Origin of the sequence: Halorussus pelagicus (assembly GCF_004087835.1) — an archaeon.
GTDB lineage: Archaea > Halobacteriota > Halobacteria > Halobacteriales > Haladaptataceae > Halorussus > Halorussus pelagicus.
Genome location: NZ_CP035119.1, coordinates 2,274,549 through 2,292,154 on the forward strand (window position 1 = coordinate 2,274,549; position 17,606 = coordinate 2,292,154).

Consider the following 17,606-nt stretch of genomic DNA (forward strand, 5'->3'; position numbering starts at 1 on the left):
GCGTCGGCCGTGCCCGGCATTTTCACGGGGTTCGTTCACATGGATTTCGCAGTCGAACCGGTGGCGACTCGACAGTTCGAGCGTCGCTCGGGAGCGTGGCGACCGAAGAAAAACGTTCGCTCGGGTGCCGGTCAGAGGACGACAACCAGCGCGACGACGAGCGCCATCACGATGAGCAGGACGCCGTTGCGGATGTCGGTCCGGAGTTCGACCGGGCGACCGCCGAGACCCGTGACGACGCCGTGACCGAGACGCTGGACGGCGGTGGTCGCCGTGCCAGCGACGGCGACGGCGACCCTATCGACCGCGGCGTAGAGTTCGGTGGTGCCGACGACGACGCTCCGCGTGCCGTAGAACGCCGCGGGGTTGTACAGCGCGTCGATGTCCGGGACGCTCCCCCCGACCTTCTCCAGCGGTTTCTTGATGAGGACGAACCCGACGAGGGCGATGGCCGCCAGCGCGAACCCTTCGACGAGGTGCTTGACCGTGTAGGTGTGGTAAGCGTGGGAGACGACTTGGCCGGTCACGTCGAAGGGCAGGAGTGCGAACAGCGCGCCGTCGAAGATTCCGTAGAAGACACAGAGCGCGGCGACGGTGACCATCGCAACGGTCTGGCCGCGGTTGGCGTCCTTGACGCTGCCGTCGTACTCGCCGCGGAGGAACGCGTAGTAGCCGAACTTGATGAACGAGAGGAAAGTGCCGACGCCTCCGATGAGGAGGAGTAGCTCCAAGGTGTGGAAGTCGCCGACTGCGAATGGCCCTTTCGGGAAGTCGTAGTGGCTGGCGGAGATGACGATTCCCTTGCTGACGAAGCCGTTGAATCCGGGGAATCCGGAAATCGAGAGCGCGGCGACGGCGAACGAGACGGCCGTAATCGGCATCTCGTGGCGGAGTCCGCCGAGTTTCTTCAGGCTCTCCTTGCCGGTGCGGTAGACGACGACGCCAGCGGTCATGAACAGCAGGCCCTTGTAGAGGATGTGGTTGAAGACGTGAGCCATCGCTCCGGCCTGCCCCAGCGCCGACCCGATGCCGACGCCCGCGACCATGTAGCCGACTTGCGACTGGATGTGGTAGGAGAGCAGTCGGCGCATGTCGTTCTGGAGCAGCGCCATCCCCGCGCCGAAGACGGCCATGATGCCGCCCATGTAGGCGATGGCGAGTTCGCCCTCGGGGAACGCGCGGTACATCCCGTACACGCCGGTCTTGGTCGTGTAGACGCAGAGGAAGACGCTCGCGGCGATGTGGGGACGCGGGTACGTGTCGGGGAGCCACGCGTGCAGGCCGACGAAGCCGACGTTGACGCCGATGCCGATGCCCGCCAAGATAGGCGCGACGGGTCCGGCCATTCCCTCGCCGGTGAACAGGAAGGTGCCGACCTCGGCGTAGTGCCAGACGATAGCGCCCATCAACAGCGTCCCGCCGACGCCGTGGAGGAGCGCGTACCGGTATCCGGCCCGGACCGCTCGGCCGCCGTAGTGCCAGACCAGCAGGGTGCTGGTGACGGCCATCAATTCCCAGAAGAACAGCAGGGTGAGCCAGTCGCCGCCGAAGACGGCTCCGAGGCTACTGGCGACGTAGCTCAGCGCGAACGCGGTCTGGCGGCTATCGGCGTCGCTCGCCCACGAGTACAGCACCCCGATTGCGCCGATGAACCCGAAGATTATCCCCATCAGCTGGGAGAATCCGTCCACGTTGAACAGCACGGCGTCGAAGACGCCGAACAGCTTCACGGGCAGGTGTTCACCGGTCGGAACGAGCCAGACGTACGGCACGACCACTGCGGTGGCGAGGACGCCAAGCGCGTGGCCGACGCGCCGCCCGACAAACGGGAGCAGAAGTGCCGCCAGCAAGACCGGAACGAACGGCGGAACGATTGGGTCCATCAGATGGTCACCCCCGTCGCTCCGGCGACGACGTGACGCACGATTCGCAGGAACACCGCGGCGTCGGGAACAACCCCGAGGACGATGGACCCCGAGGCCGCAAAGAGGATGGGGAAGAGCATGAACCACGTCGATTCCGCGCCGGTGGGCGCGCGAGTCTCCCAGCCGCCAGCGTGACCGTGGTCGCCCGAGTGGCCGTGGCTCGCGTGGTCGTCGGCGTGACTACCGCCGTCCGCGCGAACGTCGCCGCCGAACCGACCGCCGAGGACGGTCTCGATGAGCGGCTTGGGGTCCTCCTCGCCCTTCGACTCGAAGAAGGCGGCGTAGACAATCGGCCAGAAGTACGCGATGTTCAGCACGCCCGACAGCAACAGCGAACCGGTGAACACTATCTGTCCGGCCGACACCGTGCCGATGAGCAGGAAGTATTTGCTCACGAACCCGGCGACAAGCGGAATCCCGGCCATCCCGGCGGCGGCGACGGCGAACGCCGCCATCGTGAGTGGCATCCGCCTCCCGATGCCCGCCATCTCGGAGATGTCGTCGGTGTGGGTCTCGACGTGAATCGCGCCCGCGCAGAAGAACAGCGTGAGCTTCATGAACGCGTGAGCGGGGATGTGGAGTAGCCCGCCGGTCAGCGACATGGGGTGCAACACCGCCAGCCCCAACACGATGTACGACAGCTGGCTCACCGTCGAGAAGGCGAGCCGTCGCTTCAGGTTGTCCTGCCGGAGCGCGATGACGCTGGCGACCACGAGCGTGAACGCCGCGACCACCGCCAGCGGAAGCCCCATCCCGAGGTCGCCCACGAGGTCCGGACCGAACACGTCGAGGACGACCCGCGCGATGCCGAACACGCCGCTCTTGACGACCGCGACGGCGTGGAGCAGTCCCGAGACGGGCGTCGGCGCGACCATCGCGTCGGGAAGCCACGAGTGCATCGGCATCAGGGCCGCCTTCACGCCGAACCCGGCGATGAGCAGGCCGAACGCCGCCCGCGCCATCGCGGGGTCGGCCGCCGCCAACTCCGCAATGCCGCCCGGCGTGAAGTTGGTCGTCCCGGTCGTGAGGAACACCAACAGGATGCCCGCGAGTACCGCGACGCCGCCGCCGAAGGTGTACGCGAGGTACTTCCGGCCCGCGGCCCGCGCCTCCGCGGTCTCGTCGTGGGCGACCAGCGGGTAGGTCGCCACGGTCAGCAGTTCGTAGAAGACGTACAGCACGACCAGATTGTGGGCGAACGCGACGCCGACCGCCGACGCCACGCTCCCGGCGAACGCGGCGAAGTACCGCGTCTGGCCGTGTTCGTCCAGTCCGCGCATGTACCCGATGCTGTAGAGGCTAGTCACGACCCACAGCATGCTCGCCAGCAGGGCGAACAGGATGCCCAGCGCGTCGGCCCGGAGCGCGAACTCGACGCCCGGCACGAACGTGCCGAAGTCCGTGACGTACGTGTCGCCCGCGAGGACGCCGGGGACCATGCTCGCCACGACGGCGAACGTGGCTCCGGCCGCCAGCATCGTCCACGACTCCCGGACGTTCGGACGCCGGTGGGAGGCGAGGATGGGCACGGTTGCGAGGAGCGAAATCAACACCGCTGCGACCGGTCGGAGAGAGTCGATTTCTGTCATGGTTCAGGAGAGGAGACTTGTTACGGTCGGTTGGAGGTACTGTGCGTACTCGAAGACGGCCGCGCCGAGCGCCAGCGCCAGCACCGCGGCCGCGACGACGACGGCGTACATCCCGAACGAGACAGTCTCCGGGGTGGACGGCCGGTCTCCGCCGTCGGCGGCGGGCACGTCCGCACCGTCCGCGGCGATGTCCGCCTCGTCGGCGGTCGCCCCGGTCTCCTCGGGAGCGACCGGGGCCTCGCGGAAGAACATCCGTTCGACCAACCGGGCGAAGTACGCCAGCGTCAGCAGGGTGCTTCCCACGATGACCGCGGTCAGCACCCACGACCCGGTCTCGACCGCGCCGAGCGCGATGTACCACTTGCCGACGAACCCGACGGCGGGCGGAATCCCGACCATCGCCATCGCCAAGAGACCGAACACGGTCGCACCAAGGGGGACCCGGTCGGCGAGTCCCTCGTAGTCATCGACCGTTCGTGCGCCCGTCTCGGTGGCGACCAGTCCGGCCGTGAGGAACAGGCCGCCCTTCATAATCGCGTGGCCGACGAGGTGGACGAGCGCGCCCACCATCGCCATCTCGTTGACGAGCGAGATACCCGCCAGCACCAGTCCGAACTGGGCCACCGACGAGTAGGCCAGCATTCGCTTGACCTCCGTCTGGGCGACTGCAAAGACGCTCCCGGCGACGATGCTCACCGCGGCCGCCGCCGCGAGCAGGTCTTGCGCGAGCGGGTTCGCCGCGAGGAACTCGGGGGTGAAGACGGTGTAGACCACGCGGACGAGCGCGTAGGCCGAGACCGTCGAGACTAGCGCCGAGATGAACCCGCTGACCGAGTCCGGCGAGGACGCGTAGGCCTCGGGTTGCCACGTATGAAGCGGGAACACCGCGATTTTGATGAGCAGGCCGACGACGATGAAGGCGAACGCGGCCCGCACCAGCGTCGTCGTGTGGCCGACCTCGGCGAGCAGTTCGGCGAGGTGTGCCATGTTGAGCGTCCCGGTGGCGACGTACGCGTAGCCGAGACCCAACAGGAACAGCGACGCGCCGACGGTGCCGACGAGCAGATACCGGAGCGCCGCGACTGCTGACCGACCGCCCTCGCCGCTGGCGACCAACACGTACGCCGCCAGTCCCGTGATTTCGAGGAAGACGTACATGTTGAACAGGTCGCCCGTGATGCTCAGTCCGGTTAGCCCCGTGACCAACAGCATGTAGGCCGCGTAGAAGGCGTTCGAGCGCGGTCCCGCCACGCGGGCGTAGCCGAGGACGCCGAGCGAGACGACCGCGACGAGGACGAGTATCGTCGCCGACAGGCCGTCCACCACGAGTTCGATACCGTAGGGGACCTCAAAGTTGCCGACGACGTATCTGACGGTCCCCTCGAAGAACGCGCGGCGGGCGAGTTCGCCAGCGACCCCGACGTGGACCGCCGACGCGACGACGGCGACCGGCCACCCGGTCTTCGAGCGGGCCAATCCCGCGAGCAGCGCGAGAACCGACCCGACTATCGGGACGGCGACCGCGAACGGAACGAGGTCACTCATCGTTTCGCACCTCCCAGAGAACGTCCGCGTCGAGTGTTCCGTACTCGTCGTAGATGCGCACGACGAGTCCAAGCGCGACCGCGGTGAGGCTCACCCCGACCACGATGGCGGTCAGGATGAGGACGTGCGGGAGCGGGCTGACGTGCGGTGCGTCGGTCGTCAACACCGCCGGGTTCGCGCCGTCGAGGTACGCGGCCGCGATGAAGAACAGGAAGATTCCCGTCTGGAAGATGTTGACGCCGATGACCTTCTTGACGATGTTGCGATTGCCAATCATCATGTACGTGCCGACGCCCAGCAGTAGGAACGTGGCGAGGTAGTAGTATCGCGTCGTAAGTACGTCTATCACGCCGACTCACCTCCCTGCATCCCGGCCGCGATGGCGAAGAACAGGCCGGTGATGATGCCCGCGACGATGACGCCGATGAGCAACTCGACCAGTTCGATGCCGTACTTGCTCGCGTGGTGGATGCCGAACGCGGGGTAGTCGAGGAACGCGCCGCCGAGTCCGACCGTCGCCATACCGACCGACACGAACGCGAGCGTCCCGAGACCGATCATCGCCACGATGGTCGAGGGGTTCACCCACTCGCGGGTCGGTTCGATGCCGAAGGCGATGCCGAGCATCAGGATGACCGTGCCAACGATGACGCCGCCTTGGAACCCGCCGCCCGAGGAGTTCGCGCCGTGGAACATGATGAACAGGCCGAAGGTGAAGACGAACGGCGCGACGACTCTGACGGTCGCCATGATGATGGGACTCTCGACGTAGGGTTTGACCTCCTCGTCGGTCCCGTTGAGGTCGCCGTTCGCGCGAGTGTCGCTCATGCGAACACCTCCTTTTTCAGGACGACAAGAATCCCGACGCCAGCGGAGTAGACCACGACCGCCTCGCCGAGCGTGTCGAACCCGCGGTAAGCCGCGAGGACCGCGGTGACGGCGTTTTTCACTCCGGCCTCCTTGTAGGCGTGTTCGAGGTAGTAGCCAGTCACGTCCGAGGTGGCGACCGGCGTCTCCGCGCCGCCGACCGGCGGGAGCGCGCCCAGCGTCGTCGCCAGCACGCCTATCAGCGCGAGCGAGACGCCCAGTGCCGGGAGGTCGAGTTTCTCGAACGTGCGCTCGCCCGCCGGTCGGACGGTCTTGGCGATGGTCAACAGGAAGAGGACGGTCGTCACACCCGCGCCGACCGCGGCCTCGGTGAGTCCCACGTCGGGTGCCTGCAAGATGACCCAGATGACCGCGATGCCGAGGCTGTAGGCGGCGAACGCGATGATGGAGCCGAGTACGTCGCGCAGGACTGCGGTGGCCAGCGCGCAGGCGAAGATGAACGCCAACAGCGCGAACTCGATGCCGCTCATTCGTCCACCTCCTCGTCGCGGGTCCACGGCTCGATACCTTCTTCCGCGGCCGCCCGCGCGATAGCGTGGGCGGCGGTCGGATTCGTGATGAACATGAACAACAACAACAGTACGGCCTTGACCGTCGAGAGGTCCGACCCGAACGTCAGCGCCACGGCACCCAGCGCGAGTCCGGCCGCGAGAGTGTCGCTCTTCGAGGCGCTGTGCGACCGGGTGTAGAGGTCGGGAAGTCGGAGGATGCCGACTGCGGCCACGAAGGCGAAGAAGACGCCTCCGGCCGCCAGCAGGGCAATCAGTATTTCGCGGGGCGTCACAGCACACCACCTCGCTCGACCGTGAACTTCGAGATGGCGATGCTCATCAGGAAGTTCAACAGCGCGTAGACGATTGCGATGTCCAGCGCCGACTTCTCACCGGTGGCGGCCGCCACGAGCGCGATGGTGATGACGATGTTCGAACCGATGACGTTGACCGCGATGACGCGGTCCTGCATCGTCGGTCCCCGGACGAGTCGGTACACTATCGTTAGCGAGATGAGGACGAACGCTCCGGCCGCCGTCAACAACGTACTACTGATAAAGCTCACGTATTCTCACTCTCCGTCGGCTCGGTTTCGTTCGTGTCGTCGCCTCGCTCGGCAGGACTCGGGATGCGGGCCGCCGACCGCCCGTAGAAGACGAACCGGACTGCCCGCTCTAACGCGCCGCCGAGCAGGTCGTCGCGTGAATCGGTGGTTAGTGCGTGAACCGTAAAGTGGCGTCGGGTCACGTCCACGGTGAGCGTCCCCGGCGTGAGCGTGATGCTGTTAGCCAGCGTCGTCACCGGGAGTTCGGCCCACACCGCGGCGTCGAACTCCACGACCTCAGGGTCGATGGGGAGGTCCGGATGGAGGACGACGTACGCTATCTGGAAGTTGGCCTTCGCAATTTCCCACAGCAGGAAGGGCGCGTACAGCGCCATCCTGCCGAGGCGACCCGCCAACCGCGGGACGTTGGCGAACCCGCTCAGCGAGATGCGCCACAGGAGCGTGGCGACGATGACACCGCTAATCGCGCCCGTCGCCAAGTCGAACGTCGAGAGCGTCCCACCGATGAGGAGGTAGAACGCGTAGGCCCACCCGAACAGCACCGCGAACTGGCCCAGTCCCGCGCGCCGAACGATGGGGAACCGTCGGGTCGGGCGCTCGACGGGCGCGATTTCGGCCGCGAGACCGACGCGTTCGAGTTCGGTTTCGAGCGGCGGTAACAGCGGCGTCATGCCCGATGGGTTGAACTCCGGGTCGAGCAACACCGTGTCGATGTCGTTTCGTCTGGCGTACCGGGACAGCACGGCGGCGTAGTCGCCCGGATTGAACAGATACTCTTCACGCGCGACGAACGCCGTTTGCACGTCAACCGTCTCGGCGTACTCGTCGAGGTCCTCTCGGACCCACGCTTCGACTCTGTCGAGAAGTTCGGTCGCCTCGTCCGGCAGGTCGCCGACCGTAACCCGCTCGGAGAGCGGATAGACGAAATGGATAGTCGGAGTAGAATCCGATTCCGATTCGATAGCACTCTCGGCAGCATGTGCTACCGTATTGCGGAGCGTGACCGACTCTCGAACCGGGACGAGGATTCGGTTTCCTGTCATTGGAGTGGATCGCTCGAACTGACTCTCTCGGAACGGCGATACACCGGTAGGTGGCCGACCATCGTGAGATTCCTACCTGAAAAGGGTGGCCAGTGTATAAAGATTGCTTCGGTTTCCGGGCAGTCGGCGTCGCCCGCGACCAGAAAATCCGACGTTCGGACCGCCCTCGGGCCGGGAGACGGCGGCGGTCATGGCAGTTCGTCGGCCAACTGCTTGGCGACCTCCCGTCCCAACTCGTTTTTCGTCCCCTCGTACTCGCGCGCGCTGTTCTCGCGGACGAACAGCGTCCGAGTCAGGTCGTCTCCCATCACGCTGGCGTCGTTGGCGACGACGAACGAGAGGGCCGCCCGGCGGAGCGTCTCGCGGGCCGCGCCGATCATCGCCTCGTCGTCGCCCGAAGTCTCGGCCTTGAACCCGACGATGGGCAGGTCGCCTGCCTCCCGCACCGCGTCGATGAGTTTCGGGGTCGGCGTCAGGTCGAGCGAGAGGTCTTTCCCCGAACGAATCTTCTCGTTGGCGGTCTCGACTGTGTAGTCGGAGATGGCCGCGGCCGAGACGAGCGCGTCCGCGGTCCCGCGCTGTACGCGGTCCACTACCTCGTCGGTCATCTCCGCGGCGGTCTCGACCCGCGCGACTTCGGCGTAGGGCACGTCGTCGCCCTGATGCACGAGGGTCACGTCCGCGCCGAGCGCGTAACAGGCGCGCGCGACCGCCCGGCCGGTCTTGCCCGAGGAGCGGTTCGTCAGCACGCGCACCGGGTCGATGGACTCGCTGGTCGCGCCGCTGGTGACGACGACGTTCGCGCCCGCGAAACGGTCGGGCGAGGTGGCGCGCGCCACGTCGAGCGCGATGGCGTCCTCGGTCGCAATTTTTGCCTTCCCCTCCTCGATTCGCGGATCGACGAACTCGACGCCCCACGACTCAACGCGGTCGATGGCGTCCAAGACGCCCGGATGGTCGTACATCGGTTCGTGCATCGCTGGCGCGACGACGACGGGTACGTCCGCTCCGAGCGCGGTGGTCGCACAGGTGGTCACGGGCGAGTCGTCGATGGCTCCCGCCATCTTGCCGACCGTGTTCGCCGTCGCGGGCGCGACGAGGAGCACGTCGGCCCACCCCTCGCGGCCGCACAACTCGACGTGTTCGACCTCCCCGGTAATCTCGGTGACGACCGGGTTCTCGGTGGCGAACTCGACCGCCCACGGGTGGACGATACCCTGCGCGCTGTCCGTCATCACCGCCCGGACCGACGCGCCGCGACGGCGGAGTTCGTGTGCCAACTCGACTACCTTCACCGCCGCGATGCTACCGGTCACCCCGAGCGCGACGTTGACTCCCGCAAGCATTACCCGACGTTCGGTTCCTGATAGGTTAAAGGAGTACGGGTTAGCATCGCCGCGAGACCGGCCCTCGGAAAAGAATATTAAAACTACGGCAGCCAAATTGAAACAGATGCAACGGTCGGGACAGACCGGGTACAACCGACGCAACCGACTTCCCGGTTAATGTACCCCCGGCGCTACGGTAGTCACGTATGACGGAGCAACCCGGAACCGAGACCATCCGCGACGTAAGCGCCGCTTTCGACCTCCTCCGGGACGCCCGACGCAGGGGGGTTCTCTACACGGTGAATCGAAACGGCCGAACGTCCGTCTCCGAACTCGCCCGGCGCATCGCGGCGTGGCAGTCCGACGGCCGCGACGAGTCGATTGACCCGGCGAGCGTCGAAACGTCGCTCGTCCACGCTCATCTCCCGAAACTGGCGGACGCGGGTGCCGTCGAGTACGACCGCCAGCGGGGCGTCGTCGCACCCATCGGAGCCACGCCCGACCTCGAACCGCTACTGGAGCGGACCCGCGAGCGCGAACCGGAACTGGTCCGGGTCGCCCGCACCGCCGACTTCCGCGCCCTCGAAACCTGACCTCGAACGCCGAACGGCCGACCGCCGCTGGCCGCACGACTGTCGGGGTCTCCGTCTTCTTTGTCGCCGAGAGCGAGCGGTCGCTACCGGGAGCGCAGTCGTCTCGCCAGTAACCAGCCTGACGGCTATCCAAACGCGGGAAGCAGGAAGTAACGGTGCGGTCTACGCTTCGGCTTCGCCGAGAAGCACGTCGTCGTAGTCGCCAGCGTCAACCTTCTGCTTGAACTCGCGGGCGTCGTCGCCCTCGATGGTGACGCCGAGCGAGGCGCAGGTGCCGACGATCTCCTTCGCGGCGTTCTTGGTGTCGTACGCGAGCAGGTCGGGAGACTTCTGCTCGGCGATGGTTCGGACTTGGTCGATGGAGAGGTCCGCGACGAAGTCCTTCTGAGGTTCACCGCTACCGGTGTCGAACCCTGCTTCGTCCTTGATGAGCGCCGCCGTCGGCGGGACGCCCACCTCGATCTCGAAGCCACCGTCGTCTTCGACTGTGATGGTAACGGGGACTTCCGTACCGTCGAAAGCCTCCGTCTGGTCGTTAATCTCGTTGACGACCTCCTGTACGTTGACCGGCGTCGGTCCCAGTTCGGGACCGAGAGGTGGACCGGGGTCCGCCTGCCCGCCGGGGACGAGTACTTCTATCGTCTCAGCCATACCTAAACGAACACTCCGGAGCGGTTTTAAGACTTGCTAAGTCAGTCGTCGGCGAGGCGCGGTCTCCCGACGCCGTGACGACGGGGGACTGCCAAGAAAGAAAGGGTTTTTCGGCGCGCACGGCCGAGACACTGCTAATGGGACTGGAGGAAGAAATCGAGAACCTCCGCGAGGAAATTGCCGAGACGCCGTACAACAAGTCCACGGAGAGCCACATCGGACGGCTCAAGGCCAAACTCGCGGAGAAAAAGGAGAAACTCGAAAACCAGTCCTCCGCCGGTGGCGGCGAAGGATACCACGTCGAGAAGCACGGCGACGCGACCGTCGCGTTCGTCGGATTCCCTAGCGTCGGCAAATCGACGCTGCTGAACTCTCTGACCGCCGCCGAGAGCGAGGTCGGCGACTACGAGTTCACGACGCTCAACGTCAACCCCGGCATGTTGCAGTACAACGGCGCGAACATCCAACTACTCGACGTGCCGGGACTCATCGAGGGCGCGGCCCACGGACGCGGCGGCGGCCAAGAGGTCCTGTCGGTCGTGCGCGCGGCCGACCTCGTGGTGTTCGTCCTCTCGGTCTTCGAAATCGACCAGTACGAGCGCCTGCAAAAGGAACTCTACGAGAACAAGATTCGACTCGACCAAGAGCCGCCGAGCGTCAAAATCTCGAAGAAGGGCAAGGGCGGCATTCGCGTCACGTCGAGCGTTGACCTTGACCTCTCGAAGGATGTGGTCAAGGAAGTCCTCCGGGAGTACGGCTACGTCAACGCCGACGTGACCATCCGCGAACAACTGGACGTTGATCGACTCGTTGACGGCGTGATGGACAACCGCGAGTACATCCCCTCCATCGTCTCGGTCAACAAGGTTGACCTCATCGAACCGGACTACGTCGAGACGGTCAACGAGCAACTGCGGGACCACGACATCGAACCCGAGGAGGCCATCTTTATCTCCGCCCACAAGGAGAAGGGTCTCGACTCGCTCAAACAGACCATCTGGGAGGAGTTGGGCCTCATGCGCATCTACATGGACAAGCCCGGTCGGGGGGTTGACAAAGAGGAACCGCTAGTGATGAAGAAGGGTTCGACTGTCGGCGACGCCGCCCGGAAACTCGGCGGGGAACTCGAAGACCGCTTCCGGTTCGCCCGCGTCAGCGGGCCGAGCGCCCAACACGACGAGCAACAGGTCGGCACGGAACACGAACTCGCAGACGAGGACGTGCTTCGACTCGTCGTCCGGAAGTGATGGCCGACCGAGACGCGCGGCGACCGCTCGCACTGCTCGCGCTCGCCGCGCTCCCGTGGACCGTTCTCACTTCCGGCGAATTGGTCTTCGCGTGGGGGCTGGCGACGCTTGACCCCATTCACGTCACGACGCTTCCCGACTACCTGCTGGTCTACACCCGCGGCCTCCCGAACCGACTGCTCGCGTGGCCGATTGCGGTCCTCCTCTACCTCCTTGCGGTCGGTAATGCTGTACTCGGACAGGTTGCGCTCGACTTCGAAGACCGGCGCGTGACGGGCGGTCTGCTGGCGCTGGCGGGCCTCAGCGTGTTACGGTTCACGCTCGGTCTCCGAGGGCCGGGTCCGCTGGCGGTGCCGGTCGGGTCACTCCTGCTCTGGGCGGCGACGTGGTGGTTCCACTGGCCGGACCTTCGGACCGCGCTGTGGCGCTAATTCTTTCTCACGCGCACACGCACGACCCCGATGTTTCCGCGAACGGTACCCTTTTCGCTCCGGAACCGCCACGTTCGAACCGTCATGAACGCCACGCTCGACCATGTGATGATGCGCGTAGAGGACTTAGAGGAGACGCTCGACTGGTACCGAGACCACCTCGACTACGAGGAGAAGGGTCGCTGGGAGGCCGACACCTTCACCAACGTCTACCTCGGTCCCGAGAACGTCCACGAGGAGGGCGCGGTCCTCGAACTCACCTACAACCACGACGACCGGACCTACGAGATGGGCGACGGCTGGGGACACATCGCGGTTCGCGTCGAGGACGTGTACGACGCCTACGAGCAACTGATGGACGAGGGCGTCGAGGACTACCGCGACCCCGACTCCTGTGGCGGTTCGTACGCCTTCGTAAAAGACCCCGACGGCCACGAGGTCGAAATCGTCGAGCGCGACCACGGCGCGCGCTGGAGCCTCGACCACACCATGATTCGCGTCGAGGACGCCGACGAGGCGCTCGGGTGGTACACCCGAAAACTGGAGTACGAACACACCGGCCGCTGGGAGTCCGACACCTTCGCCAACTACTTCATGAAACCGGAGGGCGCGGCCGACGAGGCGATGGCCGTCGAACTTACTTACAACTACGATGGGCGCACGTACGACCTCGGAGACGCGTGGGGCCACCTCGCCGTCCGCGCCGAGGACCTGCAGGACGACTGGGCGACGCTGATGGAGCGCGACGCCGAGGACTACCGCGACCCCGAGTCCTGTGACAACCGCTACGCCTTCACGAAGGACCCGGACGGTCACGAGATCGAAGTTCTGGAACGCGACGAGTAGCGCGAACGACGAGCGACAATCAATGACTTTCTGACTAATTCTCTCCGAGTAAAACTAAACAGCAGGCCGCTCTGTGTGCCCCGAACGGTGGAAACGTCGCGTTTCTTTATAAATCGCTCTCGGAGCGTCGGAGTAATCCCGCGTTGCTGAACCGCCCAGAACCGGCGTCCGAGGCCGTGAGAACGATTGGCGAATTCCATTCGACACCACAAAGCACTTATAATCAGGGCTTAACTTTTCATGCGTACCCCTACCCATGGTGGCAGTAGCGAGTACAGGTTGCCCATGCCCGGTGCGGTGCCGGACTCCGACGGGCAGCGGAAAGATGCTGTCGCCGACCGAATAAACAAACCAAACATGACAACAACAACTAACAAACTTCGCAGTGTCTTCCTGTCTGCGATGCTCGTGATGTCCGTATTCGCTGGCACCGCAGCCTTCGCTGGCACGGCCGCCGCGAATTACGGAAGCGACGCCGGTACGGAGGTCGCAAACGGCGAGCGCTACTGGCAGGGACAGACGCTGTACGTGAACAACGTTCAGAATGATCAAGGTGCAACTGCAGACGAGCTGAAGCTCGAAATCGTCGTCGACTCCTCGGACAATTCCGAGGACGGCGAGTTCATTAAGGAGTTCGTCACGAACGGGACGGGCGACGTTCAGTTCGGAACGAACAACCTGGACGGCAAGTATCGCCTCCAGATTGCACAGAGTGATACGCCGATTCACACGTTCTCGGTCGCTTCGCAGGACCTGTCCGCGTCCTTCGATGACGATTCGGTCGACAACAAGTTCGACTCGTCGACCTCGATCACCATCGACTCGGCCAGAGCAGGTTACGACATGACCGTCACCGCTGACGGTCTTTCCTCGAGCGAACTCAACGAGGTTCTCGACGCCGATAAGAAGACCGAAGACGGTGTCGCATTCAACAGCTTCTCCCGAGATTCGCTTGACACGGACTTCGTTGATCAGGAAGCTGGCAATTACACCTTCAACTTCGAGGTCAACGACACTAGCGCGACGGCCGAGGCAAGCATCAACGTCACGAAAGGCGGTGACGCCTCGTCGTCGTTCGCCAGTAGCAGCGCTCTCTCGCAGGAGCGTGGTGACATTGCAACGTTCACTGTCAACCTCACTAACAGTAAGACTGCAAACGTCTCCATTGGTGGCGACGCAGTTAACTGGAAGGCAAACTTCACCGTTGCTGACAACGACAGCGACGGTCAGGTGACTGTCGACTTCAACACCTACCACACTGCGGGTGCCGACGACCCGACGGCGTTCCTCGAAGCTCAGGACGAGGACAACGTCTACAACTGGAGTAACAAGAACGCTGAGTACAATCAGGGCGTCTTCTCCGGTAGCAACCTCGGTCCCGGTGGAATCGACAACCCCATCGCGGCTGGTGCCTCCGGCTCGGGTACCTACGAGATGACGACCGGTGTCGGTACTGATGCACAGGACGTGACGCAACTCGTCCTGAGTGCGGGATCGGTCGACAACGTGAAGGCGTGGACCCACCCCAGTGCGTCGAACTACCCCGACGACGTTAGTAGTCTCCTTGAAGGCGTCTCCGAAGATGACTCGACGGCTCTGAACGACATCGCAGTTGTTCAGGTCGAGGCCTCGGGTCTCTACGGAAATCTCACCGACAAGGCTCAACTCAACAACACCACGCTTTCGTCCAGCGGTGGCAACACGTGGGCGAACGGTGGTTCGTACTACGCGCTGAACTTCACTCAGACGAACGCTGGCGCAAACGCTGACGGTAACAGCTTCAACGGCTCGACTGCGGAAGAGGTCTACTTCGACGGTGCGAACAACACGTTCTACGCTCTCATCAACACCGACGACAGCCACGGTATCGAGGCTGGCGACGACTACATGGCTGAGTTCAAGCTCCACGAGCGTAGTCCTCTCACGAAGAACACTCAGACCGCTAGCACGAACTTCAGCGTCGAGGAGCGCACCCTCGAATTCAGCAACCTGAACGAGAGCGACGTGCTCGAAGTCGAGGCTGGTGAGACGAACATCACCGGTGAGACCAGCATCGCCGCTGGTAGCGAGTTCACCGTGCAGGTTCAGTCCGACCAGTTCGTTCAGACCGCGACGGCCACTGTCGACGAGAACGGCGAGTTCACCGCTCCGTTCGACTTCAGTGATACCGAGGTCGGAACGGAACTGACCGTCTCCGCTTCGTCCAACGACGCGAGTGACGAGGTTGACGGACAGATCGTCGAGAACGTCGTCGAGGAGACGACCACGGAATCGGACAACGCGACCGAGACCACGACGACTGAGACCACCACTGCGGACTCCACCGAGGAGACCACCACCGATGAATCCAGCGAGGAGACCACCGAGGAGCCTACCGAAACCACTACGTCGAGTGACGGTAGCATCCCCGGCTTCGGTGTCAGTGTGGCTCTCGTCGCACTCGTCGCTGCCGCGCTGCTGGCTCTCCGCCGCAGCAACTAAGCGTAGCTAACTAACCACCGGGCTTCCCGGTTTTCGCGGTTTCCATTTTTCGCGTACTCGACTCGACAGCGATGGCGTCGTCGTACGAAGAAACGACTCGTTTCCGTACTCGTAATCAATCCATACCCGAGACGGCCTGAGCCGTCAACTCTTTATTCGGGGGCCGCTTTCACACGGGTAACAGTGACCTCCGCGTTGACAGACGGACTCGCGTGGCTCGCGGTTGGCCTCTTCGCCGCGGCGGCCGCGCTCGACTGGTACGACGGCGACCGCGGACGCGGCCGGGCGCGCTACCTCGGGTCGGCGGCGTGGGCCGTCTTCGGCGTCTTCTGGCTCGTCCTCTTCCCGCACTTCGCGTTCGAGCAGAAGAGTTTCATCGAGGGCGCGCTGAGTCTCGTCGCGCTCCCCGCGTGTCTCTACGCGGCCTACCTGCTCTTGCAGGGTCGGGAAACGCTCTTTTTGCTCTCGCGGGCCGTCGCGTTCATGGGTCTCATCTACATGCCGTTCACCATGTTTCCGCCGGGCAAGGAGTGGCTCATCGAGACGGTGACGTGGCAGGGCGAGTTCGTGATGCAGGCGCTGGGTTACGAGTTCGAGGTCCTCCAGCGCGAAGGGTCGATTCGGGGTGCATACTTCTTCGACACGCCCGAGGACGGCGAGTTCACGATTCGGGTCCTGCTCGCGTGTACCGGAATCGGGAGCATGGCCATCTTCGGCGGCCTCATCGCCGCGGTGCGGGCACCGCTCCGGCGAAAATTGCGGGCCTTCGCCGTCGCAATCCCGGTCATTTGGGCGCTGAATCTCGCCCGTGTGGTCTTCATCGCGCTGGCGTTCAGCCAGCAGTGGCTCCAGATATTCGTCGATCCGACGATGGCGCTGATCGGCTATGAAAACCCGAACATGGTGTCGTACTTCATCTCCGACCGCGTGCTCGCCCAGGGTCTCTCGGTGGTCGCGCTCGTGGGCATCGCGTGGGCGGTCGCGCGCGAGGTGCCCGAACTGCTGACCGTCGGTGAGGACGTGCTCTACATCGTGACCGGCGACGAGTACGACCTCCACGAGGCCGTCGGCACCGAGCGGTCCATCGCCACTGACGGCAAGGGCGAGTAAGAAGCGGGCTGTTTTTATTCGACTTCGACCAGTTCCGGCGGAGCACCGGCGAGTTCGCGGAGCGCGTCGGTCTCGATGTGATGGAGGTCGCCCGGCACCACGAGCAGGTGGAGCGGGTCGCCGAAATCTCGTTTTGCGAGTTCCGAGAGGCGGTCGGCAGTCACGAGCGGGTCCGGACTTCCGGCGCGCGCGACCACGACCGCCAGTAGGTCGGGATACTCCTCGACGAGCAGGTCGGCGGCGTGGTCGGCGGTCATGTACTCGTCGTTACGGGCTTTGATATCGAGATAGACCAGCGTGTGGAGACCCCGCTCGCGGTTCTCGTCGATAGCGTCGGTGACGCTCGCGGGGACGCCCTCGGCACCGTGGGCGTAGTCGAAGGGGAGCGTCGTCGCTTTGCCGAACCGGTAGTTCTGGAGACCAGTCAGGCCGCTGGCGGCGGATTCGGCGGTCGGCGCGTGGACGACGCGAGTATCGACGCCCCGCTCCTCGGCCCGGAGGCGGAGGTCAACGTGCGTGGTCGAAATCATGGTGTCGCCCGCCGTGAGAAAGACCGCGTCGCCGTCGGCACCCGCACGAAGAATAGCTTCGGGGTCCTGCTCGACGCCCGCGCGGTCCCGGACCTCGATGTCGGTGTCGTGGTAGTGTTCGAGGTCCTCGATGGTCGCCCCGAGGAGTTTGCTGGTGTAGAACTCGGCGAAGACGCGGTCGGCGTCGCGTATCGCGTCGCGGCCCTCGACGGTTACTGAGCGCTCGTCGTAGAGACCGAGACCGACGAATGTGAGCATACCGGACGTAGGTGCTCCCGGTTGCTATAGGCTTTCGAGTCGGGGCGAGCGAGGAGCGATCCTCGTCCGGCGCTCGGCCCCCGGA

At 64.6% G+C, this 17,606-nt stretch carries 18 protein-coding genes; 6 read left to right on the forward strand and 12 right to left on the reverse strand.

What is annotated here, in order from left to right; genetic code table 11:
* Positions 1 to 131: 131 nt before the first annotated feature.
* The 10 genes from EP007_RS11410 to coaBC form a co-directional block, all read right to left on the reverse strand.
* Entirely contained in the window at positions 132 to 1,883 is a 1,752-nt protein-coding gene (locus tag EP007_RS11410) for a Na(+)/H(+) antiporter subunit D (RefSeq protein WP_128477773.1), read from the reverse strand.
* Complete coding sequence (locus EP007_RS11415; RefSeq protein ID WP_128477774.1) at positions 1,883 to 3,514, reverse strand: cation:proton antiporter; 1,632 nt, start codon at positions 3,512 to 3,514, stop codon at positions 1,883 to 1,885. Before EP007_RS11415 ends, EP007_RS11410 begins: the two co-directional genes overlap by 1 nt.
* Before the next feature lie 3 nt (positions 3,515 to 3,517).
* Complete coding sequence (locus tag EP007_RS11420; protein ID WP_128477775.1) at positions 3,518 to 5,059, reverse strand: monovalent cation/H+ antiporter subunit D family protein; 1,542 nt, start codon at positions 5,057 to 5,059, stop codon at positions 3,518 to 3,520.
* On the reverse strand, positions 5,052 to 5,408 hold the full coding sequence (locus EP007_RS11425; protein WP_128477776.1) for a cation:proton antiporter subunit C: 357 nt from the start codon (positions 5,406 to 5,408) through the stop codon (positions 5,052 to 5,054). Before EP007_RS11425 ends, EP007_RS11420 begins: the two co-directional genes overlap by 8 nt.
* The gene (locus EP007_RS11430) at positions 5,405 to 5,887 is read right to left on the reverse strand and encodes an MnhB domain-containing protein (protein WP_128477777.1); all 483 of its coding nucleotides are present in this window, start codon (positions 5,885 to 5,887) and stop codon (positions 5,405 to 5,407) included. The genes EP007_RS11425 and EP007_RS11430 overlap by 4 nt, the downstream gene beginning before the upstream one ends.
* A complete protein-coding gene (locus tag EP007_RS11435; RefSeq protein ID WP_128477778.1) occupies positions 5,884 to 6,417 on the reverse strand; it encodes a DUF4040 domain-containing protein in 534 nt (177 codons plus the stop codon). Before EP007_RS11435 ends, EP007_RS11430 begins: the two co-directional genes overlap by 4 nt.
* On the reverse strand, positions 6,414 to 6,731 hold the full coding sequence (gene mnhG / locus EP007_RS11440; RefSeq protein WP_128477779.1) for a monovalent cation/H(+) antiporter subunit G: 318 nt from the start codon (positions 6,729 to 6,731) through the stop codon (positions 6,414 to 6,416). The genes EP007_RS11435 and mnhG overlap by 4 nt, the downstream gene beginning before the upstream one ends.
* On the reverse strand, positions 6,728 to 7,003 hold the full coding sequence (locus tag EP007_RS11445) for a cation:proton antiporter (protein WP_128477780.1): 276 nt from the start codon (positions 7,001 to 7,003) through the stop codon (positions 6,728 to 6,730). The genes mnhG and EP007_RS11445 overlap by 4 nt, the downstream gene beginning before the upstream one ends.
* Positions 7,000 to 8,046 carry a monovalent cation/H+ antiporter subunit E gene (locus EP007_RS11450; protein WP_128477781.1) on the reverse strand — a complete coding sequence of 349 codons (1,047 nt, stop codon included), beginning with the start codon at positions 8,044 to 8,046 and terminating at the stop codon, positions 7,000 to 7,002. The genes EP007_RS11445 and EP007_RS11450 overlap by 4 nt, the downstream gene beginning before the upstream one ends.
* A 188-nt stretch (positions 8,047 to 8,234) precedes the next feature.
* Positions 8,235 to 9,392, reverse strand: a complete 1,158-nt coding sequence (gene coaBC, locus EP007_RS11455) for a bifunctional phosphopantothenoylcysteine decarboxylase/phosphopantothenate--cysteine ligase CoaBC (protein WP_128477782.1) — start codon at positions 9,390 to 9,392, stop codon at positions 8,235 to 8,237.
* Between the two features lie 188 nt (positions 9,393 to 9,580).
* Here coaBC and EP007_RS11460 point away from each other — a divergent pair, with 188 nt between their 5' ends.
* Positions 9,581 to 9,967 (forward strand): DUF7344 domain-containing protein, encoded by a 387-nt coding sequence (locus EP007_RS11460; protein ID WP_128477783.1) that lies wholly within the window; start codon positions 9,581 to 9,583, stop codon positions 9,965 to 9,967.
* 162 nt (positions 9,968 to 10,129) lie between these two features.
* On the opposite strand, the gene EP007_RS11465 is transcribed toward EP007_RS11460, so the two are convergent.
* On the reverse strand, positions 10,130 to 10,618 hold the full coding sequence (locus tag EP007_RS11465; RefSeq protein WP_128477784.1) for a 50S ribosomal protein L11: 489 nt from the start codon (positions 10,616 to 10,618) through the stop codon (positions 10,130 to 10,132).
* A gap of 137 nt (positions 10,619 to 10,755) precedes the next feature.
* On the opposite strand from EP007_RS11465, the gene EP007_RS11470 reads away from it, so the two are divergent.
* From EP007_RS11470 to artA, 5 genes are all read left to right on the forward strand, one after another.
* Positions 10,756 to 11,865: an OBG GTPase family GTP-binding protein gene (locus EP007_RS11470; protein WP_128477785.1), complete on the forward strand. Its 1,110-nt coding sequence runs from the start codon at positions 10,756 to 10,758 to the stop codon at positions 11,863 to 11,865.
* Positions 11,865 to 12,296: a TIGR04206 family protein gene (locus EP007_RS11475; RefSeq protein ID WP_128477786.1), complete on the forward strand. Its 432-nt coding sequence runs from the start codon at positions 11,865 to 11,867 to the stop codon at positions 12,294 to 12,296. The genes EP007_RS11470 and EP007_RS11475 overlap by 1 nt, the downstream gene beginning before the upstream one ends.
* A gap of 84 nt (positions 12,297 to 12,380) precedes the next feature.
* On the forward strand, positions 12,381 to 13,142 hold the full coding sequence (locus EP007_RS11480; RefSeq protein ID WP_128477787.1) for a VOC family protein: 762 nt from the start codon (positions 12,381 to 12,383) through the stop codon (positions 13,140 to 13,142).
* A gap of 357 nt (positions 13,143 to 13,499) precedes the next feature.
* Complete coding sequence (locus EP007_RS11485; RefSeq protein ID WP_166035556.1) at positions 13,500 to 15,623, forward strand: DUF7827 domain-containing protein; 2,124 nt, start codon at positions 13,500 to 13,502, stop codon at positions 15,621 to 15,623.
* Positions 15,624 to 15,806: 183 nt separating this feature from the next.
* Positions 15,807 to 16,733: an archaeosortase A gene (artA, locus tag EP007_RS11490; protein ID WP_128477789.1), complete on the forward strand. Its 927-nt coding sequence runs from the start codon at positions 15,807 to 15,809 to the stop codon at positions 16,731 to 16,733.
* A 14-nt stretch (positions 16,734 to 16,747) separates the two neighbouring features.
* On the opposite strand, the gene dph5 is transcribed toward artA, so the two are convergent.
* Positions 16,748 to 17,521, reverse strand: a complete 774-nt coding sequence (dph5, locus tag EP007_RS11495) for a diphthine synthase (protein ID WP_128477790.1) — start codon at positions 17,519 to 17,521, stop codon at positions 16,748 to 16,750.
* Positions 17,522 to 17,606 lie beyond the last annotated feature (85 nt).